Origin of the sequence: Yoonia sp. SDW83-1 (assembly GCF_046762885.1) — a bacterium.
Taxonomy (GTDB): domain Bacteria; phylum Pseudomonadota; class Alphaproteobacteria; order Rhodobacterales; family Rhodobacteraceae; genus Yoonia.
Genome location: NZ_JBKQXO010000008.1, coordinates 43,765 through 65,302, shown reverse-complemented (window position 1 = coordinate 65,302; position 21,538 = coordinate 43,765). Strand labels below are relative to the sequence as shown.

The 21,538-nt window shown below is 61.0% G+C and carries 21 protein-coding genes; 14 read left to right on the top strand and 7 right to left on the bottom strand.

All coding sequences use genetic code 11. The annotated features are described in order from the left end of the window. Positions 1-4 precede the first annotated feature (4 nt). The 11 genes from ACFWW4_RS11785 to ACFWW4_RS11735 are packed head-to-tail and all read left to right on the top strand — an operon-like array spanning position 5 to position 11,709. Positions 5-487: a TRAP transporter small permease gene (locus ACFWW4_RS11785; protein ID WP_411891032.1), complete on the top strand. Its 483-nt coding sequence runs from the start codon at positions 5-7 to the stop codon at positions 485-487. Further along, positions 488-1,825 carry a TRAP transporter large permease gene (locus ACFWW4_RS11780; protein WP_411891031.1) on the top strand — a complete coding sequence of 446 codons (1,338 nt, stop codon included), beginning with the start codon at positions 488-490 and terminating at the stop codon, positions 1,823-1,825. Continuing rightward, the gene (locus ACFWW4_RS11775) at positions 1,825-2,595 is read left to right on the top strand and encodes an IclR family transcriptional regulator (RefSeq protein ID WP_411891030.1); all 771 of its coding nucleotides are present in this window, start codon (positions 1,825-1,827) and stop codon (positions 2,593-2,595) included. The genes ACFWW4_RS11780 and ACFWW4_RS11775 overlap by 1 nt, the downstream gene beginning before the upstream one ends. Then, entirely contained in the window at positions 2,595-4,673 is a 2,079-nt protein-coding gene (locus ACFWW4_RS11770) for a 3-hydroxyacyl-CoA dehydrogenase NAD-binding domain-containing protein (RefSeq protein ID WP_411891029.1), read from the top strand. The genes ACFWW4_RS11775 and ACFWW4_RS11770 overlap by 1 nt, the downstream gene beginning before the upstream one ends. Continuing rightward, positions 4,670-5,860 (top strand): acetyl-CoA C-acyltransferase, encoded by a 1,191-nt coding sequence (locus tag ACFWW4_RS11765; protein WP_411891028.1) that lies wholly within the window; start codon positions 4,670-4,672, stop codon positions 5,858-5,860. Before ACFWW4_RS11770 ends, ACFWW4_RS11765 begins: the two co-directional genes overlap by 4 nt. Next, positions 5,851-7,050, top strand: a complete 1,200-nt coding sequence (locus ACFWW4_RS11760; RefSeq protein ID WP_411891027.1) for an acyl-CoA dehydrogenase family protein — start codon at positions 5,851-5,853, stop codon at positions 7,048-7,050. Before ACFWW4_RS11765 ends, ACFWW4_RS11760 begins: the two co-directional genes overlap by 10 nt. Beyond that, positions 7,047-8,084: an acyl-CoA dehydrogenase family protein gene (locus ACFWW4_RS11755; protein WP_411891026.1), complete on the top strand. Its 1,038-nt coding sequence runs from the start codon at positions 7,047-7,049 to the stop codon at positions 8,082-8,084. The genes ACFWW4_RS11760 and ACFWW4_RS11755 overlap by 4 nt, the downstream gene beginning before the upstream one ends. After that, positions 8,068-8,484 carry a PaaI family thioesterase gene (locus ACFWW4_RS11750; protein ID WP_411891025.1) on the top strand — a complete coding sequence of 139 codons (417 nt, stop codon included), beginning with the start codon at positions 8,068-8,070 and terminating at the stop codon, positions 8,482-8,484. The genes ACFWW4_RS11755 and ACFWW4_RS11750 overlap by 17 nt, the downstream gene beginning before the upstream one ends. After that, on the top strand, positions 8,481-9,248 hold the full coding sequence (locus ACFWW4_RS11745) for an oxepin-CoA hydrolase, alternative type (RefSeq protein WP_411891024.1): 768 nt from the start codon (positions 8,481-8,483) through the stop codon (positions 9,246-9,248). Before ACFWW4_RS11750 ends, ACFWW4_RS11745 begins: the two co-directional genes overlap by 4 nt. Further along, a complete protein-coding gene (locus ACFWW4_RS11740) occupies positions 9,245-10,237 on the top strand; it encodes an NAD(P)H-dependent flavin oxidoreductase (protein ID WP_411891023.1) in 993 nt (330 codons plus the stop codon). The genes ACFWW4_RS11745 and ACFWW4_RS11740 overlap by 4 nt, the downstream gene beginning before the upstream one ends. Next, on the top strand, positions 10,234-11,709 hold the full coding sequence (locus ACFWW4_RS11735) for a class I adenylate-forming enzyme family protein (RefSeq protein WP_411891022.1): 1,476 nt from the start codon (positions 10,234-10,236) through the stop codon (positions 11,707-11,709). The genes ACFWW4_RS11740 and ACFWW4_RS11735 overlap by 4 nt, the downstream gene beginning before the upstream one ends. A 964-nt stretch (positions 11,710-12,673) precedes the next feature. Here ACFWW4_RS11735 and ACFWW4_RS11730 read toward each other — a convergent pair. The 3 genes from ACFWW4_RS11730 to rimO all read right to left on the bottom strand — a co-directional run bounded on the left by ACFWW4_RS11730 (position 12,674) and on the right by rimO (position 15,178). Continuing rightward, complete coding sequence (locus ACFWW4_RS11730; protein WP_411891021.1) at positions 12,674-12,886, bottom strand: DUF3892 domain-containing protein; 213 nt, start codon at positions 12,884-12,886, stop codon at positions 12,674-12,676. Then, positions 12,883-13,092, bottom strand: coding sequence for a hypothetical protein (locus ACFWW4_RS11725; protein WP_411891020.1), 210 nt, complete (start codon positions 13,090-13,092; stop codon positions 12,883-12,885). Before ACFWW4_RS11725 ends, ACFWW4_RS11730 begins: the two co-directional genes overlap by 4 nt. A gap of 697 nt (positions 13,093-13,789) precedes the next feature. Next, positions 13,790-15,178, bottom strand: a complete 1,389-nt coding sequence (gene rimO, locus ACFWW4_RS11720; protein WP_411891019.1) for a 30S ribosomal protein S12 methylthiotransferase RimO — start codon at positions 15,176-15,178, stop codon at positions 13,790-13,792. Positions 15,179-15,199: 21 nt separating this feature from the next. On the opposite strand from rimO, the gene ACFWW4_RS11715 reads away from it, so the two are divergent. Both ACFWW4_RS11715 and ACFWW4_RS11710 read left to right on the top strand, forming a co-directional pair. Next, on the top strand, positions 15,200-15,412 hold the full coding sequence (locus ACFWW4_RS11715; protein ID WP_411891018.1) for a hypothetical protein: 213 nt from the start codon (positions 15,200-15,202) through the stop codon (positions 15,410-15,412). A 188-nt stretch (positions 15,413-15,600) separates the two neighbouring features. Next, positions 15,601-16,260, top strand: a complete 660-nt coding sequence (locus ACFWW4_RS11710; RefSeq protein WP_411891017.1) for a VPLPA-CTERM sorting domain-containing protein — start codon at positions 15,601-15,603, stop codon at positions 16,258-16,260. Between the two features lie 57 nt (positions 16,261-16,317). Here ACFWW4_RS11710 and ACFWW4_RS11705 read toward each other — a convergent pair whose 3' ends face one another. The 4 genes from ACFWW4_RS11705 to ACFWW4_RS11690 all read right to left on the bottom strand — a co-directional run bounded on the left by ACFWW4_RS11705 (position 16,318) and on the right by ACFWW4_RS11690 (position 20,016). After that, entirely contained in the window at positions 16,318-17,088 is a 771-nt protein-coding gene (locus ACFWW4_RS11705; protein WP_411891016.1) for an SDR family NAD(P)-dependent oxidoreductase, read from the bottom strand. A 331-nt stretch (positions 17,089-17,419) separates the two neighbouring features. Beyond that, positions 17,420-18,325, bottom strand: coding sequence for an ornithine carbamoyltransferase (gene argF, locus ACFWW4_RS11700; RefSeq protein ID WP_411891015.1), 906 nt, complete (start codon positions 18,323-18,325; stop codon positions 17,420-17,422). Positions 18,326-18,362: 37 nt separating this feature from the next. Beyond that, on the bottom strand, positions 18,363-18,845 hold the full coding sequence (locus ACFWW4_RS11695) for a GNAT family N-acetyltransferase (protein ID WP_393930323.1): 483 nt from the start codon (positions 18,843-18,845) through the stop codon (positions 18,363-18,365). Next, positions 18,838-20,016, bottom strand: coding sequence for an aspartate aminotransferase family protein (locus tag ACFWW4_RS11690; protein WP_411891014.1), 1,179 nt, complete (start codon positions 20,014-20,016; stop codon positions 18,838-18,840). Before ACFWW4_RS11690 ends, ACFWW4_RS11695 begins: the two co-directional genes overlap by 8 nt. 260 nt (positions 20,017-20,276) lie before the next feature. On the opposite strand from ACFWW4_RS11690, the gene ACFWW4_RS11685 reads away from it, so the two are divergent. Beyond that, positions 20,277-21,434, top strand: coding sequence for an exo-alpha-sialidase (locus tag ACFWW4_RS11685; RefSeq protein WP_411891013.1), 1,158 nt, complete (start codon positions 20,277-20,279; stop codon positions 21,432-21,434). Positions 21,435-21,538: the final 104 nt, after the last annotated feature.

The following is a 21,538-nucleotide window of genomic DNA, read 5'->3' as shown; positions in this document are numbered from 1 at the left end:
GCGCATGCTCAAACGCGTTGAAACCATATTGCTGGGGCTTGCGGCCCTGGCGGTGCTGATGATGGGGGCCATGATCACGGTCAACGTGATCCTGCGCCTGTTCGGCACGTCATTGCCCGACAGCGTGGTCATCGTGCGTGAATTGATGGTGGCGGCCATCGTGCTGCCATTGGCGGCGGTGACGGCGGCGCGAGCGCATGTTTGTGTCGAGGTGCTGGTGAACCGCCTGCCGGTGCGGATCAAGGAGGGGTTGATCCTGTTTGGCTGGGTTGTGGGGCTGATTGCGCTGACGCCGCTGGTCTATGCCGCATGGCGCGAACTGGCGACGACCGCCACCAATGGCAGTTTCTATTTCGGTGATCTGTCGCTGCCGAAATGGCCGGGCCGGCTGGCGTTTTTCGTGGGCCTGGCGGTGTGTTGGGTGCGGCTGCTGGTGGTGCTGGTCGAAGACACCCGCGCGTTCCTGCGCGACGCGGAGGCCGGATAAATGGACCCGTCACAGATCGGCCTGATCGCGTTTTCCGCTGTTCTGGTGATGCTGGCCTTGCGGGTGCCGATTGCCTTTGCCATGGCGAGTGCGGCGATTGTCGGCACCTTTTTCGTCTTTGCCCTGCGCACTGGCGATTTCGCGCCTGACCGGGCCATTCGACCAACAACTTCGATGATCTTCTCGAACGCCTTCGATCTGATCCACAACTACAATCTGTCCATGATCCCGCTTTTCGTGGCCCTTGGGCATATCGCTTATCGCGCGCAAATCACGACGAATATCTATGAGGCCGCAAAGGTCTGGATGACCAATCTGCGCGGCGGTGTCGCCATGGCCTCCATCGTCGGATGCGGCGGGTTCTCGGCGATCACCGGCAGTTCGATCGCCTGCGCATCGACCATGGGGCGCATCTGCACCCCAGAAATGCTGCGCATGGGGTATGACAACCGCCTTGCCACAGCCTCGGTCGCGGCGGGCGGCACCTTGGGGTCACTGATCCCGCCGTCGGTTCTGTTCATCATCTATGGGATTTTCACAGAAACATCGGTGTCCAAGCTGTTCCTTGCGGGCATTCTCCCTGGCCTGCTGACACTCGCCGGTTTCGTGCTGGTTGTCGCCGTCTGGGTGCGGCGCGACCCGTCCATCGCGCCAATGACTGACATCAAATATTCCGCAACAGACCGCCAGAAGGCAGCCATCGCCGCATGGCCGGCCGTCCTGCTGTTTGTGACTATCGTCGGCGGCATCTACGGTGGCATTTTCACAGCGACAGAAGCCGCAGCGGTTTCCGTGGCGGCCGCTGTCACCATCGGGTTTGCGCAGCGCCGTCTGACCTTCGCAGATCTGTGGGCTTCGATGAAAGAAACCTGCATCCAGACCGCTAGCATCTTCATCATCGCAGCAGCGGCCAAGATCTTTGTGGCCTTCATCGCGCTGACCGGCGTGGCACCACAACTGGTGGCGTTGGTGTCGTCGGCTGATCTTTCGGTCTTTGCACTGATGGCTGCCATTGCGGTGATCTATCTGCTGCTGGGCATGTTCCTCGACCCTATCGGGATCATGGTCTTGACCTTGCCGCTGGTGATCCCGCTGGTCGAAGGTTACGGGCTTGACCTGATCTGGTTCGGTGTTGTGGTCATCAAACTGCTGGAGATCGGGCTGATCACCCCGCCCGTCGGGCTGAACGTGTTCGTGATTGCCAGTGTCGTGGGCAAGGACGCCCCGCTGGAGCGGATATTTGCGGGGATTGCCCGGTTCCTTTCGGTTGATTTCATTGTTCTTCTGCTGATCATGTGCTTTCCCATCATCTCGCTTTGGATCCCGGGGGGTATGTGATGAGTGACCGCAAGTTTGCCAATACACTGGCGCGGGGGATGTCGGTGCTGCGCGCCTTTCGCGTGAGCGATGACGGGCTGACCCATGCCCAGATCGTCAAGCGTACCGGTCTGTCGCCCGCCACTGTGACCCGGCTGACCTATACCCTGCGCGAGTTGGGGTATCTGAGCCAGAATGGCAATCTGTTGCGGTTTGGCCCTGCGGCCCTGTCGATGGCCAGCGTGGCGAATGCGACGACGTCGTTTCTTGATCTGGTCAGCGGGGCCTGCCAGAGCCTTGCGGATGAGACCGGGACGCTGGTGCTGATGGCGGTCCGCGACGGGGCGAGCATGACACTGGTCCGCACATGGCGCCCGCAAGAGGCGTCATCGATCTGGCTGGAAGAGGGCAACCGCGTGCCCGTGGTCGGATCATCGACAGGTCAGGCGTTTCTGGCGGCCCTGAATGCGGATAAATTCGCCGCCATGTCACCGGATGAGGTGCTGAAGGATCAACGGGCCGCAGGGCGCGCCCAACTGGCGATGCAGGGGTTCACGTTTGTGGATCGTGACAAGCGGTTTGCCAATACGATCAACGCGGTTGCCCGGCCCTATTTCGCAAGCGATCTGGGGGAACCGGTTGTCTTTACATGCGGTGCCGTGCCTGAGACGCTGACCGACGAACGGATCATGACCGAGGTCGGACCGGCCTTGCGCGACATCATCCGCGATCTGGAAATGAAAACCGGCAGCGCCCGTCTGCTGGACGAAGCTGTGGCAGGTGCAACATGATGGTGCAGTACGAACTGGATGACGGCGTTGCCGTTCTGGCGGCGGATAATCCACCGGTGAATGCGCTGGGCGCTGCCGTGCGGCAGGGTTTGCGTGACGGGATCGCCCGTGCGGTGGCCGATGGCGCGCAGGCGGTTGTGATCTATGGTGAGGGCAAGACATGGTTTGCCGGCGCCGATATCCGCGAGTTCGGCAAGCAGCCGGTTGATCCGATCCTGCCTGCGGTCTGCGACCAGATCGAGGCCTGTCCGATCCCGGTGATCGCCGCCATGCATGGCACCGTTCTGGGGGGCGGGTTGGAGGTGGCGCTGGCCTGCCATTACCGGCTGGCTGTGCCCGGCACGCGGCTGGGTCTGCCTGAGGTGACGCTTGGCATCATTCCCGGCGCGGGGGGCACCCAGCGCCTGCCGCGTCTGACCGGTTATGCCAATGCGATTGCGATGATCACAAGCGGCAAGCCGGTGATGGCAGACGAGGCGCTGACGATGGGGATCATCGACCGGGTGGAAGAGGGCGCGCCACGCGCGCTTGGCCTTGCCTATGCCCGTGCGCTGATCAGCGAAGGTGCCGCGCCGCGCCCTGTGCGTGATATTGCCCCGCCTGAACCGGTGGATTTCGCTGCCGCCAAGGCCGGATTCGCCAAGGCCGCACGCGGTCAATTGTCGCCGGTGACGGCGGTTGATGCCATCGCTGCATCGGCGCGCATGACCTTTGATGACGGTCTGGCCGAGGAACGGCGGCTGTTTCAGACCCTGATGCAGACCGACCAGCGCAAGGGGCTGATCCATGCGTTTTTTGCCGAACGTCAGGTGTCCAAATTGCCCGAGCTTGAGGGCGTCAGCCCACGCGCCTTTGACCGGATCGGCGTGATCGGTGGCGGCACGATGGGTGCGGGCATTGCGACTGCCGCACTGCTAGCAAGGCTGCAGGTGACGCTGATCGAACAGTCTGACGATGCCGCGGCGGCGGCACGCACGCGGATTGCAGGCAACCTGTCAGGCGCGGTCAAACGCGGCAAGATCAGTCTGGACGCCTATGACCGCCTGATGGCCGAGGCGCTGCAGGTCGGGACGGATTACGATGCGCTTGCCACCGCCGACGTGATCATCGAGGCCGCGTTCGAGGATTTCGCGGTCAAGCGCGACATCTTCACCCGGCTGGATCAGGTTGCCCGCCCCGGCGCGATACTGGCCAGCAACACGTCCTATCTTGATCTGGATGCCATTGCGGATGTCACGGACCGGCCCAAGGATGTGATCGGGTTGCATTTCTTTTCACCTGCCCATGTGATGCGCCTGTTAGAGGTTGTTGTTGGTGAAAAGACCGCGCCGGATGTAGTCGCGACCGGATTTGCGCTGGCCAAGCGGCTGGGCAAGACGGCGGTGCGCGCCGGGGTCTGTGACGGGTTTATCGGCAACCGTATCCTGTCCAGCTATCGGACGGCGGCCGACCACATGGTGCTGGACGGCGCGTCACCGTTTCAGATCGACCGGGTGATGGAAGAGTTCGGTTTTGCCATGGGGCCGTTTGCGGTGGCCGACCTGGCCGGGCTGGATATCGGCTGGGCCAATCGCAGGCGGCTTGCACCGACCCGGCATCCAAAGGAACGGGTGCCGACCTATCCGGATCGTCTGTGCGAACAGGGGCATTTCGGTCAGAAAACGGGCCGTGGTTATTATGTCTATGACGGGCGTAACAAGGTCGAAAATCCTGATGTGGTGGGTTTGATTGATGCGGAACGGGCGGCATTGAGGATCACCCCAAGGGCGTTTGATGACGCCGAGATTCTGCGCCGCTACATGGCGGCCATGGTCAATGAGGCAGCGAAGGTGGTTGGCGAAGGCATCGCCCGCCGCTCGCTGGATGTCGATGTCACGCTGCTGCTGGGTTACGGATTTCCGCGCTATCATGGCGGGCCGATGAAATGGGCGGATCTGCAGGGGCTGGACACGATCCTCGCCGATATCAACGTGTTTGCGCAGGACGACGCGCATTTCTGGCAACCCGCCTCGTTGCTGGAACAACTGGTGGCGGATGGCCGCGAATTTGATGATCTGAACAAGGAGACCGGCGCATGAAACAAGCGGTGATCGTGGATGCGGGCCGCACCGGCCTTGCCAAATCGCATCGGGGGTCGCTGAACCGCACCCATGGTGCGACCATGACCGGCCATGTGATTGCCGGGCTGCTGGAACGGACCGGGCTGTCGCCCGACATGATCGAGGATGTGGTGATCGGCTGCGGTTACCCCGAGGGCGAGACCGGCGGCAACATTGCGCGGCAAAGCGCGCTGCGCGCCGGGCTGCCGGTGACCAGTGCCGGACAGACCGTCAGCCGGTTCTGCGCCAGTGGTTTGCAGGCCGTGGCCACCGCAGCACAGGCGATCATGGATGGTGCCGGTCCGCAGATTGCGGGGGGTGTCGAAAGTATTTCGCTTGTCATCCCGAATGTGCGGCGTGTGCCGGAACCCACGCTGGCGCAGACGATGCCGCAGGTTTACATGACCATGATCGAAACCGCCGATCTGGTGGCGAAGCGCTATGGTATTGCGCGCGACGCGCAGGATGCCTTTGCACTGGTCAGTCAGGAACGGGTGGAGGCCGCACAGGAGGCCGGACGCTTTGACACGGAAATCCTGCCGATGACGACCGTGATGGCGGTCAAGGACAAGGAAACCGGAGAGGTTGACGAGCGCGAGGTTACGCTGGACCGCGATGAATGCAACCGGCCGGGCACGACGCTTGACGGTTTGGCGGGGCTGGCACCGGTGCGCGATGGCGGCTTTGTCACGGCCGGCAATGCCAGCCAGTTGTCGGACGGTGCTGCGGCCCTGATCATGATGGACGCGGGCGAAGCAGAGCGGCGCGGGCTGGAGCCGCTGGGTGCGTTCAAGGGGTTTGCCGTGGCGGGCTGCGGGCCGGAGGAGATGGGCATCGGCCCGGTTTTTGCCGTGCCCCGCCTGCTGGAACGGCACGGACTGACGGTCGATGATATCGACCTGTGGGAACTGAACGAGGCGTTCGCCAGTCAGGCGCTTTATTGTCAGCAGCAACTGGGCATCGATCCTGACAAGCTGAACGTTGATGGCGGGTCGATTGCCGTGGGCCATCCGTTTGGCATGACAGGTGCACGTCTGACCGGGCACCTGCTGCATGAAGGGCGGCGGCGGGGTGCAAAGCTGGGCGTCGTGACCATGTGCATCGCTGGTGGCATGGGTGCCGCTGGTCTGTTCGAGATTTATCGAGAGGCCAAAACATGGACCTGACATTCGCCGAAGAAGACGAAGCGTTCCGCGCCGAACTGCGTGACTTTCTGGCCGAGGCCCTGCCGCAAGAACTGGCGGAAAAGGTCCGCCTGTCGCAGCCGCTGAAAAAGGCCGATTACGATGGTTGGCATGCGAAGCTGAACGCACGCGGCTGGTTGGCCTCGAACTGGCCCAAACGCTTTGGCGGGGCAGAATGGGGGGCTGTCCGGCGGTACATTTTCGAAGAAGAATGCGCGATGGCGAACGCCCCGCGGATCGTACCATTCGGGCTGTCGATGCTGGGGCCGGTCTTGCAGAAATTCGGGACAGAGGCGCAGCAGGCGCATTGGTTGCCGCGCGTGCTGAGTGGTGAGGACTGGTGGGCGCAAGGCTATTCCGAGCCGGGGGCAGGCAGCGATCTGGCGGCACTGCGGACCCGGGCTGTGCGCGACGGTGACCACTATATCGTCAACGGGCAAAAGACGTGGACCACGCTGGGCCAATACGCCAACATGATGTTCTGCCTTGTGCGCACCGATCCGGAGGCCAAGAAGCAGGAAGGCATTTCGTTCCTTCTGATCGACATGACAGCGCCGGGGGTGGAGGTGCGCCCGATCACCCTGATCGATGGATCGGTCGAGGTGAACGAGGTCTGGCTGACGGATGTGCGTGTGCCGGTCGAAAATCTGGTGGGTGAGGAAAACAAGGGTTGGACTTATGCCAAATATCTGCTGACCCATGAGCGGACCAATATCGCGGGTGTCGGGTTTTCGCGGGCCGGTCTGGATGCGGTCAAGCGGATCGCGGGCCGGGTGCGGATGCGCGGGCGCCCCCTGATCGAAAATCCGCATTTCGCGGCCCGTGTCGCGCAGGTTGAAATCGACCTGATGGCGATGGCCACGACCAATCTGCGCATTGTGTCGAAGGCCACTGCCGGGCAGGCACCGGGGCTGGAAAGCTCGCTTTTGAAGATCAAGGGCACGCAGATCCGGCAGGAAATCACCGATCTGGCCCGCCGCGCGGTCGGGCCGCATGCGATGCCGTTTGCGTCCGAAGCGATCGAAGGGACCAACATGACGCTGCCCGACCCGTTTGACGCGGGCAATGTGACGGGTGCCTATTTCAACAACCGCAAACTGTCAATCTTTGGCGGCTCGAACGAGATCCAGCGCGAGATTTTTGCCAAACACATGATGCGGGACGCGACATGAATTTCGATCTGACAGATGAACAGCGCATGCTGCAGGACACGCTGCGCAAGGCGCTGGCGACAGCAAGCGATCCGTGGGCGGCATTGGCCGAACTGGGTGTGATCGGCGCGCTTTTTGACGAAGAAACTGGCGGGTTCGGCGGCACCGGGTTTGACATTGCGCTGGTTTTTGAGGAGCTGGGGCGCGCTGATGTATTCCTGTCGATGATCGACCGCGCGTTGGTGCCCGGTCTGCTGCTGACAGCGGCGGGGCACGACATAGCCGATGTCATCGCGGGGACTGAAAAACTGGCCTGGGCGCATGGCGAATTGGGCGCGCGCTACGATCTTGACTGGGTTGAAACCCGCGCGGTTGGCGATGCGATCAGCGGGCAGAAAACCGTTGTGGTGGGGGCAGAGGATGCCGACAGCATCCTTGTCACGGCCCGCCATGGGGGCGCTGCAGATGATCAGGCGGGTATCGGACTGTGGCGCGTCGCGAGCGATGCCGCCGATCTGTCGCTGCATGGCTACGACATTGCCCAGGGGGGCCGCGCGGCAGAGCTGACGGTGGAGAATACGCCGGGCTCGCCGCTGTTGCCTGAAGCCTTTGACGCGGTGTCGCAGGCGGTGGCTGCCGCCACGCTGGCGCAGATGGCCGAAACGCTGGGTGCCATGGAAACTGTGGCGGCCATGACCCAAGACTACCTGAAAACCCGCAAGCAGTTCGGGCGGCCCATCGGCAGCTTTCAGGTTCTGGCGCACAGGCTGGCTGATATGATGCTTGAGGTGGAACAGGCCCGCTCTGCCGTGATTCTGGCGGCCGGGCATCTGCATGATGCGCCCGCCCAGCGTGATCTGCATGTTTCGGCCGCCAAGAACCTGATCGGGCGGGCCGGGCGGATGATTGCGGAAGAGGCGATCCAGATGCATGGCGGCATCGGCATGACCGAGGAATATGCGCTGGGCCGCTTTGCCAAACGCATCATCATGGCCGATCACCGGTTCGGCGATACCGATCATCATCTGGAGCGGTTCATTGCCTTGCGCGCCTGATCCGCTGATCATCACCGGCGAAACCGGCACGCAGCGCCTGATCGGGTATGTGCTGGATGTGTCCGGCACGGACAGCCGCGCCCGGTGTCGGCTGGATGTCCGTGATGATCATCTGAACCGTCACAACGTGTTGCATGGCGGCATCATCAGTTGCCTGCTGGACAGTGCCGCCGGTGCCACCGCATCGATGCAGGTGGACCCGGGCGGTCGTCAGCCGTTTCTGAGCATTTCGCTGAACGTCAATTTCATCGCCCCGGCGCGCCCCGGTCCGGTCGAGGCAGTTGGTGAGGTGACGGGCGGCGGGCTCAAGCTGAAATTCGTCAGTGCGGAACTGCGCGATGATGACGGGCGCCTGATTGCCACCTCGACCGGGACCTACAAGCAGGTGTCAGCGTCATGAGTATCAGACTGGAACAAAAGGATGCTGCCCTGATCATTCACAATCAGGAGGCAAGGCGCGGGGCCATACAGCCGGAGCTTTATGAGGCGATCAAGGCGGCGATGCAGACTGCTGAGGCCCCGGCCATTCGCGCCGTTATTCTGACCGGTGGTCCGTTTTTCTGTGCCGGTGGCGATCTGACCCAACTGCGGCAACGTGCCAGCCTGCCGGAGGATGAGCGGCGCGCGCGGATCGAACAATTGCATGATGTGATCCGGGCGATGCATGCCTGTCCGGTGCCCCTGATTGCGGCGATTGAGGGTGGTGCGGCTGGTGCGGGTCTGTCGCTGGCGCTTGCCTGTGATCTGATTGTGGCGGCGGAAAATGCGGCGTTTACAGCCGCTTATGTCAAGGTTGGCCTGACACCTGATGGCGGGCTGACATCCGCGTTGTCGCGGTTGCTGCCGCGCCAGTTGGCGATGGAGGCCTGTCTGTTTGGCACGCCGATCAGTGCGGAAACGCTGAACGATCTGGGCGTGATCACCCGGCTTTGTCCCAAGGGGCGGGCGCTGGCAGAGGCCGAAACCCTTGCCCGGCGCATCGCCGAAGGCCCAAGGCAGGCGCAGTCGCAGATCTGCGCCTTGCTGCGAAGTGCCGCGGACCAGCCGCTGGATGTGCAGATGGCGCGCGAGGTTGACAGCATGGCGCGGGCCGTCGCATCGCCAGAGGCGGCCGAAGGCATGGCCGCGTTTTTCGAAAAGCGCCCCCCGGTGTTCCAGTCATGACCCTGTTCCGGACGGCGCTGACTGACCGGCTGGGTATCAGAATGCCGATGCTGGCGGGCGGGCTGATGTGGCTGGGCGATGCGGATTATGTGGCGGCTGCCGCCAAAACCGGCATCCTTGGATTTATCACTGCGGCCAGTTTTCCTGACGACGCTGACCTCAAAGCAGAAATCGCCCGTGCCCGCAGGCTGTGTGGTGACAGGCCGTTTGGCGTCAATGTGTCGATGCTGCCGAAACTGGTGCCCGGCGAACGGACTGAAGATCTGTTCCGGCTAATCGCGGATGAAGGGATCACTGTAATCGAAACCTCCGGTCGCAATCCCGAACCCTATATGCCGCTGCTTAAAGACCTTGGCCTAACCATGATCCACAAGGTGCCCGCCGTGCGCTACGCGCAAAAGGCCGAGGCAGTCGGTGTGGATATGGTCAGCATCGTCGGAGCCGAATGCGGCGGACATCCGGGCATGGATATGATCGGGTCTTTCGTCAATGCCGCCATGGCTGGCGAGAGCCTCAAGATCCCGTTCCTGATCGGCGGTGGCGTCGGCCACGGGTCGCAACTGGTGGCGGCACTGTCCATGGGCGCATCAGGTGTCGTGTTGGGAACGCGACTGCTGGTGTCAGAGGAGTTGAACACGCATCCCGACTACAAGGCGGCCATCGCACAAGCAACCGAACGGGACACGGCCCTGACGATGCAATCCGTGCGCAATACCGTGCGGTCACTGGCCAACGAAACCACAAAAGCCGTCGCCCGGATGGAGGCCGAAAACCCCGATATCACCATTGCCGACCTGATGCCGCTTGTATCGGGCAAGATCGGGCGCAAGGCCTACCAGACGGGTGATGTCTCCCACGGTTTGTTGTCTGCGGGCCACGCACTCGGCCTGACCAACGCGGTCGCGCCAATGGCCGAGATCATCAACCAGATCGAAAAAGAAGCGGAAACGGCGATGGCAAGGCTCGACAAAATCAGGATACGGGCATGAGCGACCGTATTCATACCATTCTCGATCGACAGGTCGCCGCGCAACCTGACGCACCGGCGCTGACCGATACGCTAGGGCATATCTGGAATTACGATGAACTGGCGTCAGCCAGCAATGACCTCACTAACAAGCTGACCCAACTGGGTGTACGCAGGAACGACCGGATCATGATCCTGATGGAAAACTGCGCCGCAGCCCTCGCCGCGATTTTCGCCGCATCGCGCATTGGGGCGGCTTTCATCCCTGTCAATGCACGCCAAAGTGCCACCGAAATCGCACGGGTCATCACCCATGCCGATCCCGCAGCGATCCTGTTCACGGCGGAAGTATCAGACGAAGCGCGCGCCCATGCTAACGAGCTTGGCGCAACACCCCTCCACCTTGGTCTGCACGTACTGGCCAGAGTGTCAAACCCCGAGGATGTGTTGGAGGATGTCGCCACCATTCTCTACACCACCGGCACAACCGGCACGCCAAAAGGCGTCATGCTGACCCATGCCAACCTGATTTTCGGCGGTCAGGCCACACGCGAAACCCGACAGCTGCAAAGCAGCGACATCCTGTACGGTGTGCTGCCCATCAGCCATGTCTTTGGGCTCGTGTCGGTTCTGATGGGGGCGATGGTATCAGGCGCCTCGATCAGGCTTGAACCACGCTTTGCGCCCGCCACGCTGTATCAGGCGCTGACATCCGGTCTGACCATCCTCTTTGCGGTCCCGCAGATGCACGCGCTTCTGATGCAATACACCAAGGAACAGGGGCATGACCAGCTGCCCTCTGACACGCTGCGCTATGTTTCATCAGGGGCCGCCCCGCTTGACCCGGATTGGAAACGGCGGGCCGAGGCATTCTACGGCATTCCCTTGCAAAACGGCTACGGCATGACCGAAACCAGCGCGGGCGTTTGCGTCACCCGGCATGCCGACAATAATGACGACATCTCGGTCGGCCCGCCCTCGCCCGGGGTCAGGGTCAAACTGGATCTGGAGGCGCCGGGTGCGGAAGGCGACGTTGGCGAAATCCTGGTGGCTGGCGGCGGGGTGATGCAGGGCTATTTTCGCAATCCCGATGACACAGCACAGGTCTTCACCAGTGACGGCTGGCTGCGCACCGGCGATCTGGGGATGATCGATGATGTGAGCCATCTTCATATCAAGGGCCGGTCGAAGGAACTGATCATCCATGGCGGTTTCAACGTCTACCCGCCAGAGGTCGAGGCGGCGCTGAACGATCATCCACAGGTCATTCAATGCGCGGTGATTGGTCATGCCGAAGACGGTGATGAAAAGGTCTATGCCTTTGTCGAGGCCGCGCGCGACGACTGGCCGGACGAAGACGCGCTCCGCCAATTCGCCGCCGCCCGCCTGACGGGTTACAAACGCCCGTCAAGGATCATCCTAACCGAACGACTGCCCGCCGCCGCAACCGGCAAGATACTCAAACACAAGCTGCTGGATTTGTTGAAAAGCTGATCTTTGAGGGTTCTGGCAACTGCTGCAGCGGATGCGCATCAGTTGTGATTCAGACGGCGACAGGTCTGTGCAGTTTCTGACGCATGTGGGATGATCTCGACGTGACAGGTTAATCCAGCGGGCGGCGGTTCTTGGGCGGCGCAACGGGCAGATGGGCGAATCGTCAGTTAATGCGAGGTTTTGCTGGGATTTGGCCGGTCGGCATCGCGTCGGCAAAGCGTCGGACTTGCGTATGGCAGTTTTGCGGCCCGGACCGTGGTTAAGGCAGCGGACGGTGGTCAGGCGTTAACGAAGTCTGAAACGCGGTCCCGGATCGGGTCCGGGACGGGCGGCGGCTCTGAGCGTTTGATGCTTTCGGTTGCAGGTCACCGGGGCGGAAATTTCGAGACGTGTTGGAAACGGGCGCAGCCCCGGACGGTCTGCCTATGGCGCAACAGGAGGGCAGCGGCCGACCTGGAGGACGCTTGGGGCGGTGGTGTTTTGCGGTGTGGGTGCCGGATGGGTGAGGTTGCGCTGTTTGCGGCGCTGCAAAAGCGGCCTGCGGGGGGAGGGTGAGAACCGTCTCGGAAACGATCCGGGGGATCGTTTCAGGTTCGAACGGGCGGAGCCCCGGGGGCGCGGAGTCTTTGGTTGATGTCGTGCGCGACACGAGGGGAGCGTCTGGACCTCGGGGTGGGTGCGAAGCGCCCTTCCCATGGGGGAGGGTTTGAGGCGTCTTGGAAAAGGTCCAGTGGACCTTTTCAGCCGAAAACGGGCGGAGCCCCGGCCCGAGTGCGATTTAGGCGGGGCGCATCTTTCTTGGTCGGTCAAAAGACTTTGGCTAATATTTCGCACAACAGTAGGGAAGCGTCTGGACCTCGGGGTGGGTGCGAAGCGCCCTCCCCATGGGGGAGGTCCGGGCGCTGCCCGGCGAGGCCGGGCGGAAGAGTTCTGAAGGGCGGGATTTGAATTCCCGCCCCCCATTTCATTTTTTACGATTCACGTTGTCTGACTTGGATCTGTCAGGATTATCCCGCGCGTATTCACGGCCTTTGATTTTTACAACATGCGCGTCAGGATGTTCTCCACGCTTTATCTCGGCAACGATGTTGCGACGGGGAACATCTTTGCGCCGGCCAACATCGTAATGTTCGTTGCGTCCGCCGGGGCCGTCGTTCTTGCCAACGATCCGTGTCATGCCCAACCCTTGTATTCTTGCGGTGCGACATCGGCAAACCGTTGTCCGTTCACAACTTCAGAAACGCGACCCTGATTAATCGCCCCCAAGACCGCAGATATCTGTGCTTGGTTCAGCGGGGTGTTAAGCCAGAGCCATTTGATCCGCCCCGCGAGTTCTCGCGTGAGCTTTGGGCTGCGGTTTTTGGTTCTTCTCAAAGGTGCCATCAATCTACTCCTTTTCATGGCAGTTCTGGCCCCCTAAGCGCGTCCAAAGGACTTGACGCTTGGTTCCATCGCGTGCCACACAAAGGGTGTGAAGCGATGTGCTTTTTGAGCACGCGATGGTTCCTAGTCGGAGCCAAGCGGGGAGTTGTTGGCATATGCCAAGCTTCCCGCTTCAAGAAAAGTGATCCATCTACCCGTGGTGGGTCAACGAATTTTTAGCACAAAACCTTGATTAAATATGTTGACCAAGAAGAAACGTGGGCAAGTTATTTTGCACGATCGATTCATCCACCCAATTGCCCACAGCCACAACACCTACCGCCAATGCGAAATTTCTTTCATTTTTTGAACGGCTTACGTGCGTAATTTCACTCCGGCAAACTTTGCGGAGCAAGTTATCCAAAACCAAAATTTGTGTGGCCGCCTTCTATCAGAAAAATCTCCATCTTTCACAGGAGGTTAACTGCTCTTAAGCTTCCTTGGCCAAAAAGGACGCAATTACCTCATAATTTTGCCACTTTACAGATTTTTGAACACTTTTAGACCATTGATTCGGGTCATGGATTTGCTGGCTTTGTACGAAATCGCGCGACCGGCCTCCGCCTCTCGCGTGGCGAAGTGATCCGCCGGGATCATTTCCGGGAAGCCCTCAGGGCTCCGCCCGCAAACTCGGGAAACGATCCCCCGGATCGTTTCTTTATCCGAGTTTGCCCCACAAATCATACTCCCCCGCCTCCTCCACTTCGACCTTCACGACATCCCCGACGGCCAGCCCCTCAGCCCCCTCATCAATAAACAAATTCCCGTCGATCTCGGGCGCATCCGCCCATGTCCGGCAGGTGGCGATGCCGTCTTCGTCGATGTCGTCCACGATGACCTCCAGCACGCGGCCGACCCTGGCGGCCAGTTTTGCCTCGGAGATGGCTTGCGATTTGGCCATGAAACGCGCCCATCGCTCCTGCTTGACCTCATCGGGCACGTGGTCGGGCAGTGCGTTTGACCGCGCCCCGGCGACGTTTTCGTATTGGAAGCAGCCGACCCGGTCGAGTTGGGCTTCGTCCAGCCAGTCGAGGAGGTGCTGGAATTCTGCCTCCGTCTCTCCCGGGTAGCCGACGATGAAGGTGGAGCGCAGGGTGATGTCGGGGCATATCGAACGCCAGCGGGCGATTTCGTCCAGCGTTTTGGCCCCCGCCGCGGGCCGCGCCATGCGCCGCAGCACGTCGGGGTGGCTGTGTTGGAACGGGATGTCGAGGTAGGGCAGCACGCCATTATCGGGGTCCGCCATCAGCGGGATCAGGTCGCGCACATGGGGGTATGGGTAGACGTAGTGCAGGCGCACCCAGGCCCCCAGTTGCCCCAGTTCGCGGGTGAGGTCGGTGATATGGCTGCGCACTTCACCATCCTTCCACGGGTTCACATCGTATTTCCGGTCAAGCCCGTAGGCGGATGTGTCCTGGCTGATGACCAGGAGTTCCTTGACCCCGGCCTGCACCAGCTTTTCCGCCTCGCGCAGGACCGCGTGGGCAGGCCGGGAGGCGAGTTTGCCGCGCATGTCGGGGATGATGCAGAATTTGCATTTGTGGTTACAGCCTTCGGAAATCTTCAGATAGCTGTAGTGGCGGGGGGTGAGCGACACGCCGGTGCCGGGCAGCAGGTCGATGAACGGGTCGGGCGACGGGGGCACAACCTCATGCACCGCATCCAGCACCTGTTCGTATTGGTGCGGCCCTGTGACGGCGAGGATCTGCGGGTGGTGTTCGCGGATATAGTCGGGTTCGGCCCCGAGGCAGCCGGTGACGATGACCTTACCGTTTTCCTGCAGCGCCTCGCCGATGGCGTCCAGCGATTCCGCCTTGGCACTGTCGAGGAAACCGCAGGTGTTGACGATCACCGCCTCGGCCCCGGCGTAATCGGGCGAGATGGCGTAGCCTTCGGCGCGCAGGCGCGTCAGGATGCGTTCACTGTCGACCAGCGCCTTGGGGCAGCCAAGGGAGACCATGCCGATGGTGGGCTGGCCAGGGCGGCGGGTGTCAGCGACGCGCGCATTGGCGAGGTCGGGGCGAAGGTTGGGTGGGTTCTGGGTCATGGGCGGCGTATAGCGCGAGGGGTGGGCGTTGGGAATGGGTTGTCGGGTGCGGCCTATTCCTTTGCGACGAGGTTCAAGTTTTTCGGGTGTCAGCGGACATTCTTGCTCAAGGGAACGGGTAAGCTTGATGCGATCCCGTGGATGGAGACCTTTGCTGCCGGACAGACGGTTCTTGGGTTCATTCTGCTGTTTTTTCTTGGCCTTGGTCTGCGCACACGGTTTCGCCTGCGTTGACGGTTTGCGCCAGCAGCAGCGATTGTTGCGCAACGGGGGAAAATGGGTGATCTGTATCGCATAAATTGCATGCAGAATGGCAGGTTTGGCCGGGTCAACATCTGTTAATACTTGATTAACCATTGCCATGCGGTAAGCTGCCAGCATCCAATTTTTGGTTGTTCTTAAGCGTAGTGGTGGGGTTCTTTATGACAAAAATGCTTTTGATTTCGGCGATTGCAGCATTGGGTCTGGCGGCGCAAGCGCCTGCGGCGACCCTGACATTCGACGAGTTTTCTCATGGTGATGTGATCACCTCTCTCAATCTCGAAGGTGGCGTGACGGCAACGGTGTCGGCTAATGGTCGGTCCTCATCCTCGCCCGATCAGGCGTGGATTTTCGACACGACGCTGAGCGGCACGCGCGACCGTGATCTTGAGGGGCCGTTTACCAATGATGGCGTCAACTACGACATCTATGCGGGCCGCGCCCTGATTATTCAGGAAAACAACATTGGCCCCGATGACGACGGCAATGGCGGGATCATCACCTTTGTCTTCTCCCAGGCGATCACATTCCTTGGTTTTGATTTTCTGGATGATGAGACAGTGCGCGCCAGTGACAATAACGGCAACCTGACGCGGGTCGGGCGCCCGACCGGATCTGCATTTGACAATTATCACACCTCGTCCGGTCTGCTGAACTGGGCCAATGTGACCCAGCTGACGTTTGATTTCGGCCGCAATTCCGGCGCGATTGATAACCTGCGTTATGAAGTTTCGCAGATTCCTGTGCCCGCATCCTTGCCGCTGATGCTGGCGGCACTGGGTGGTCTGGGCTTTATGGCGCGGCGCAGAAAAACCGCCTGACACCGCAAATGAGGTTTCCGGGAAAGGCCAGAACATGCTGGCCTTTTTTGTTGATCCCTATTTCGTCTGCATCTTGCGGACCATGCCCAGCAGCATCTTGCGCGGCAGAAATGGCATGACCCAGCCGGTCAGAAACCGCAGCTTGGTGTCATTGATCACCAGCAGCTCGCCCCGCCGCATGGCGTCATAGCCGAATTTTGCCACCGCTGCGGGTGTAGCCCCGCCGGAACTGGTCAGGGGGATCCCTTCCAGATCGGCCACGGCGGCAAACTCGGTTTCGACAAAGCCCGGTTCAAGGACGGTGACCGTGACCTTCTTGTCCTTTAACTCGTCCGCCAGAGCCAATGAAAAGCTTGAGACATAGGCCTTTGTCGCGAAATAGGTCGCCTGCAGCGGCCCCGGCATACTGGCCGCTGTCGAGCTGACATTGAGGATCTTGCCGCCACCTTGTGCCGCCATATCACGCCCGATCATATGGCAGAGCGAGACCAGCGCCTTGACGTTGAGGTCAATCATGGTGAGGTCAGTGTCCAGATCGCGTTCGATAAACTTGCCATGCCCGCCAAAGCCGGCATTGTTGATCAGGATGTCGATGCGCTGGCCGTTGATCGCATCATAGAGTTTCTGCGCCCCCCCGCCGGCCCCCAGATCAAGCGGGACGGTGGTGACGCTGACCTCATGGTCCTTTTCCAGTTCCGCTTTCAGCGCGTCCAGTTCCTCCGCCCGGCGGGCGGTGATGATCAGATCGCCCCCTTTGCGGGCGTGGTAGGTGGCAAAGGCACGACCGATCCCTGCGGAGGCGCCTGTGATAAGGGCAGTGTTGGGCATGGTGTTCTCCTGATAAGTCAACGGGCAGGTACGACATGGGCCTGCGCTGACCGTGCCTGTCAGGCATTGGCAGGTGGCAGCACAAGAGCAGTCTAACGGCTTTCCACTGCTGATTGTATAGACGTCGTCGCTGGCTGTTACGCTGACGTTGCGGAAAGTCAGCGTTGTATCGGTGTAGATGGGTATCAGGGCATTCTGTGCGGCGCGGCCATGGTTGGGGCCGAGCCAATGCGACGCCTAGGTCTCGGACGTCCACGTGGCGCGGGTGGGGGTTGAACCCCACCCGACAGATGATCTTGTGTAAGATGGGTCTTGACCCATCCTGCCTGGTCTATTTTCCCAGACAATAGCGCATGATCGCCTTTTGCGCGTGCAGCCGGTTTTCGGCCTCGTCAAAGATCACCGAATGCGGCCCGTCCATCACGCTGCTTGTCGCCTCGTCATCGCGGTGGGCGGGCAGGCAGTGCATGAAAAGCGCGTCATCCTTGGCCTTGGCCATCAGCGCGTCGTTGACCTGATATCCCCGCAACTGGTTGTGCCGCCGTTCGCGGGCCGATTGCGGGTCATGCATCGACACCCAAGTGTCCGTCACCACCAGATCAGCCCCTTGCACGGCCTCATCGGGGTTCCGGACGGTTGTATAAAGACCATCCAGCGCCGGTTCCGGGTCAAGGGGCGGTGGGCCGGTAAAGACCAGATCAAAATCGAACTGCTTGGCGGCGTGCGCAAAGCTGGCAAAGACGTTATTGCCATCGCCCGACCAGACGACCCTTTTGCCTTTGATTGGGCCCTGATGTTCCTCGAACGTCATGATATCGGCCATGATCTGGCAAGGATGCGTCCGGTTGGTCAGCCCGTTGATCACGGGCACAGTGGCATATTCGGCCATTTCCTGCAGTGTCTGTTCCTCGAACGTGCGGATCATGATCAGGTCCACGTAGCGCGACAGCACACGGGCAGTATCTGCAATCGTCTCGCCATGGCCCAGCTGCATATCGGCCCCTGACAAAACCATGGTCTGCCCGCCCATTTGGCGCACGCCCACATCGAAGGACACCCGCGTCCGCGTCGATGGTTTTTCGAAGATCAGGGCGACCATATGGCCCGCCAGAGGTTGTTCAGCATCCGGCGTGCCCTTGGGCAGGCCGTCGCGCGCATTTTTCATGGATTGCGCATTGGCGATAATGTTGTGCAGGTCACCTGCCGGGGTGACATCAATATCAAGAAAATGTTTCATAAGCGTCGCTTTTGTTGGGTCACCGAGGACCGGAAAATCAAAGGTGGGTCATCACCTGAACAAGTTTGCCATCACGGGTCGAGGCCAATCGTCGTTTGCGGAAACCGGCCTGCGTATAAATGCCAAGGGTCCGGGTGTCCGTTGTATTCGCCGACACCGCCACCATCGGATAATGCAGGCGCAAGTCACGCAGATAGGCATCGATATAGCCAGCGGCATGCCCCTGACCCAGATAGTTGGCATCCCCCACAAACGTATCGATTACCCGGGTGGACCGGGGCAGGTCCGAATATTCCGGCATGGGAAAGACGTGGGCGTCGTGGTTGTGAATATAGGCAAAGGGCTGCCCGACCAGTTCCACGACATGCATATCAATTTTCTGACTTTCCATATCCTGTTTGATCAGCGCAATCTGCCGTTCCGCGTTTCCCCACCAGACCTTGACATGCGGCATCTCAAGCCAGCCGCGCAGTTGCAGCAGGTCGTCATGGGTCACGCGGCGAAAGTTGTAATTACGCATCGGCCCCTTGCAACTGGCGCGCCGCGGCGTCGATCCTGTCGACGGCGGTGCCAATATCCTCGTCTGCGATGTTCAGGGCGGGCAGCAGGCGGACCACGTTGTCGGCGGCTGGCACGGTCAACACGCCTTGGGCAAAACCGGCGCTGACCACATCGCTATTGGGGACCTTGCATTTCAGCCCCAGCATTAGCCCGGACCCGCGTACAGCCTCGAACACATCCGGATGGGCGGCGATCAGCCCTTCGAGCTTCTGGCGCAATAGGCCGGCCTTGCGGTTCACCTCGGCCAGAAAGGCATCATCGGCGACGATCTCCATCACCTTGGCACCGACTGCACAGGCCAGCGGGTTGCCCCCATAAGTCGACCCATGCGTGCCCGCCGTCATGCCGGAGGCCGCGTTTTCCGTGGCCAATACCGCGCCCAGAGGGAACCCCCCGCCGATCCCCTTGGCGACCATCATGATATCGGGCGTTACCCCTGCCCATTCATGGGCAAAGAGTTTCCCTGTCCGCCCCATGCCGCACTGCACTTCGTCCAGGATCATCAGGATCCCGTGCTGGTCACACAGATCGCGCAGGCCCTTCAGGCAGGCATCGGGCAGTGGCCTGATCCCGCCTTCACCCTGCACCGGTTCGACCATAATCGCGGCGATCTTGTCGCTTGCGGCGGCGTTCAGCGCGTCGTGATCGCCGAATTCCAGATGGGTGAAGCCAGGCAGCAGCGGGCCGAACCCTTTTGTCATTTTCTCGGACCCGGCGGCGGCGATGCCTGCGCTGGACCGGCCATGGAAGGAACCGGAGAAGGTGATGATCTCGGTCCGGTCCTCGCCTTTGTCGTACCAGTATTTGCGGGCCATTTTGACGGCCAGTTCACAGGCTTCGGTGCCCGAATTGGTGAAAAACACCGTGTCGGCAAAGGTTTTTTCCACCAGCATATCGGCCAGCTTTTGCTGGGCGGGGATGTTGTAAAGGTTCGACACATGCCAGAGCGCGCCGGCCTGTTCGGTCAGGGCGGCGACAAGGGCGGGGTTCGCGTGGCCCAGCGCATTCACCGCGATCCCGGCGCCAAGGTCCAGAAAGCGTCGCCCGTCGGCTTCCGTCAACCATGACCCCTCGCCTGATACGAAAGTCAGGGGGGCGCGTGAATAGGTCGGCAGAATAGACGTGATCATGGCGATCATCCTTGCAATTAAGCCCGATTGGTGCAGGACCAAGGGGGGAGAGTCAACGATGTTAAGGGGTTATGAGCGGGTATGACAACAGGCGGCGCGGTTAGCGTCGGCGTCGGGTCTGGGCTGTCATACGGGTTATCATGCTGGCGTGATAGCGTGGTTGGCCGCAGTGCGAAAGCACATTTATTGCTTGTCGCCTGCCCCTAGGTCAATTTCTTGCTTTGTGCTAACGTTGTCCGCGCATTTGTGGAGGAAATTTCATGGCTTCTGATAATGTGACAGTCCTTGTGGGCACGACAAAGGGCGGATTCCTAGTGTCCGGCGACGCCCAGCGCGACAACTGGTCTGTCCAAGGCCCCCTCTGCGACGGCTGGCCGATCAATCATATTGTGGGCGATCCTGATACCGGGCGGCTTTGGGCCGGTGGCGGCGGCGATTGGAATGGCGCTGGCGTCTGGCGGTCAGAGGATGGCGGTAAGACCTGGGAGCTGGCCAAGCTGACCAAAGGCCAGATGGATGACTGGGCAGCGAATGATCCCGACTTTGCAGCGATGATCGGCTGGACAGACGACCCGCTGCCGTTTGAGGGGTTTTCGCAAATCTGGTCGCTGGGTTACGCCCATGGCACGCTTTATGCGGGCACGAAACCGGCGGGCCTGCTGAAAAGCACGGATCACGGCAAGACATGGGAAAAGGTAGAGGGGCTGACCAATCACCCCTCTGCCGATAGCTGGAACCCCGGTGCGGCCGGGCTGGTGCTGCATACGATTGTGTCCGATCCTAAAGATCCCGAGAAGTTGTGGATCGGGATTTCAGCCGCCGGGGTTTTTGCAACCGAAGATGGCGGCGAAACCTGGGACCGGCGCAACCGGCTGTCAAATGCTGAGGCCTGCGGGCATCACGATCATCCTGCCGCCCCGGCCAATGGCGAAACCGGACATTGCGTGCATAACATGATGCGCGCGCCGGGGGATGGTGATGTGCTGTATCAGCAGAACCATCACGGTGTCTGGCGGTCATCGGATGGCGGGCGCAGTTGGGATGATATCAATGCCGGTCTGCCATCGACCTTCGGGTTTCCGATCCGGGTGCATCCGCGCGATCCTGACACGCTCTGGACCTTGCCGCTGAACGGCGACAGTGCGGGGCGCTATCCGCCCGACGCAGCGGCGGCTGTCTGGCGGTCACGCGATGGCGGGCAAAGCTGGCAGGACATGCGGAACGGGCTGCCGCAGCAAAGCTGTTTCTTCACCGTGCTGCGCCAGGCGATGGGCGGAGACAGGCAGGACCCCGCAGGTGTTTATTTCGGCACCAATAGCGGGTCGGTGTTCGGCAGTTTTGACGAAGGCGACAGCTGGCACGAGATTGCGCGCCACCTGCCGACCGTGCTGGCGGTCGAGGTGCTGGACCGGGCGTGAATTCAGTGTTCCGGCTGTCTGGCGAGGTCTGGACGGTCTAACAGTTTCCCCGGACTTTGGGTCAAGGAACCAATCAGGCAACTGCGCGTTAGGCCCGGAAGGAG

Excerpts from the sequence above, each read along its gene's own strand:
- ACFWW4_RS11785 (WP_411891032.1), top strand. The coding sequence starts at position 5 with ATGCTCAAACGCGTTGAAACCATATTGCTGGGGCTTGCGGCCCTGGCG.
- ACFWW4_RS11780 (WP_411891031.1), top strand. The coding sequence starts at position 488 with ATGGACCCGTCACAGATCGGCCTGATCGCGTTTTCCGCTGTTCTGGTG.
- ACFWW4_RS11775 (WP_411891030.1), top strand. The coding sequence starts at position 1,825 with ATGAGTGACCGCAAGTTTGCCAATACACTGGCGCGGGGGATGTCGGTG.
- ACFWW4_RS11770 (WP_411891029.1), top strand. The coding sequence starts at position 2,595 with ATGGTGCAGTACGAACTGGATGACGGCGTTGCCGTTCTGGCGGCGGAT.
- ACFWW4_RS11765 (WP_411891028.1), top strand. The coding sequence starts at position 4,670 with ATGAAACAAGCGGTGATCGTGGATGCGGGCCGCACCGGCCTTGCCAAA.
- ACFWW4_RS11760 (WP_411891027.1), top strand. The coding sequence starts at position 5,851 with ATGGACCTGACATTCGCCGAAGAAGACGAAGCGTTCCGCGCCGAACTG.
- ACFWW4_RS11755 (WP_411891026.1), top strand. The coding sequence starts at position 7,047 with ATGAATTTCGATCTGACAGATGAACAGCGCATGCTGCAGGACACGCTG.
- ACFWW4_RS11745 (WP_411891024.1), top strand. The coding sequence starts at position 8,481 with ATGAGTATCAGACTGGAACAAAAGGATGCTGCCCTGATCATTCACAAT.
- ACFWW4_RS11740 (WP_411891023.1), top strand. The coding sequence starts at position 9,245 with ATGACCCTGTTCCGGACGGCGCTGACTGACCGGCTGGGTATCAGAATG.
- ACFWW4_RS11735 (WP_411891022.1), top strand. The coding sequence starts at position 10,234 with ATGAGCGACCGTATTCATACCATTCTCGATCGACAGGTCGCCGCGCAA.
- ACFWW4_RS11730 (WP_411891021.1), bottom strand. The coding sequence starts at position 12,886 with ATGACACGGATCGTTGGCAAGAACGACGGCCCCGGCGGACGCAACGAA.
- ACFWW4_RS11725 (WP_411891020.1), bottom strand. The coding sequence starts at position 13,092 with ATGGCACCTTTGAGAAGAACCAAAAACCGCAGCCCAAAGCTCACGCGA.
- rimO (WP_411891019.1), bottom strand. The coding sequence starts at position 15,178 with ATGACCCAGAACCCACCCAACCTTCGCCCCGACCTCGCCAATGCGCGC.
- ACFWW4_RS11710 (WP_411891017.1), top strand. The coding sequence starts at position 15,601 with ATGACAAAAATGCTTTTGATTTCGGCGATTGCAGCATTGGGTCTGGCG.
- ACFWW4_RS11705 (WP_411891016.1), bottom strand. The coding sequence starts at position 17,088 with ATGCCCAACACTGCCCTTATCACAGGCGCCTCCGCAGGGATCGGTCGT.
- argF (WP_411891015.1), bottom strand. The coding sequence starts at position 18,325 with ATGAAACATTTTCTTGATATTGATGTCACCCCGGCAGGTGACCTGCAC.
- ACFWW4_RS11695 (WP_393930323.1), bottom strand. The coding sequence starts at position 18,845 with ATGCGTAATTACAACTTTCGCCGCGTGACCCATGACGACCTGCTGCAA.
- ACFWW4_RS11690 (WP_411891014.1), bottom strand. The coding sequence starts at position 20,016 with ATGATCACGTCTATTCTGCCGACCTATTCACGCGCCCCCCTGACTTTC.
- ACFWW4_RS11685 (WP_411891013.1), top strand. The coding sequence starts at position 20,277 with ATGGCTTCTGATAATGTGACAGTCCTTGTGGGCACGACAAAGGGCGGA.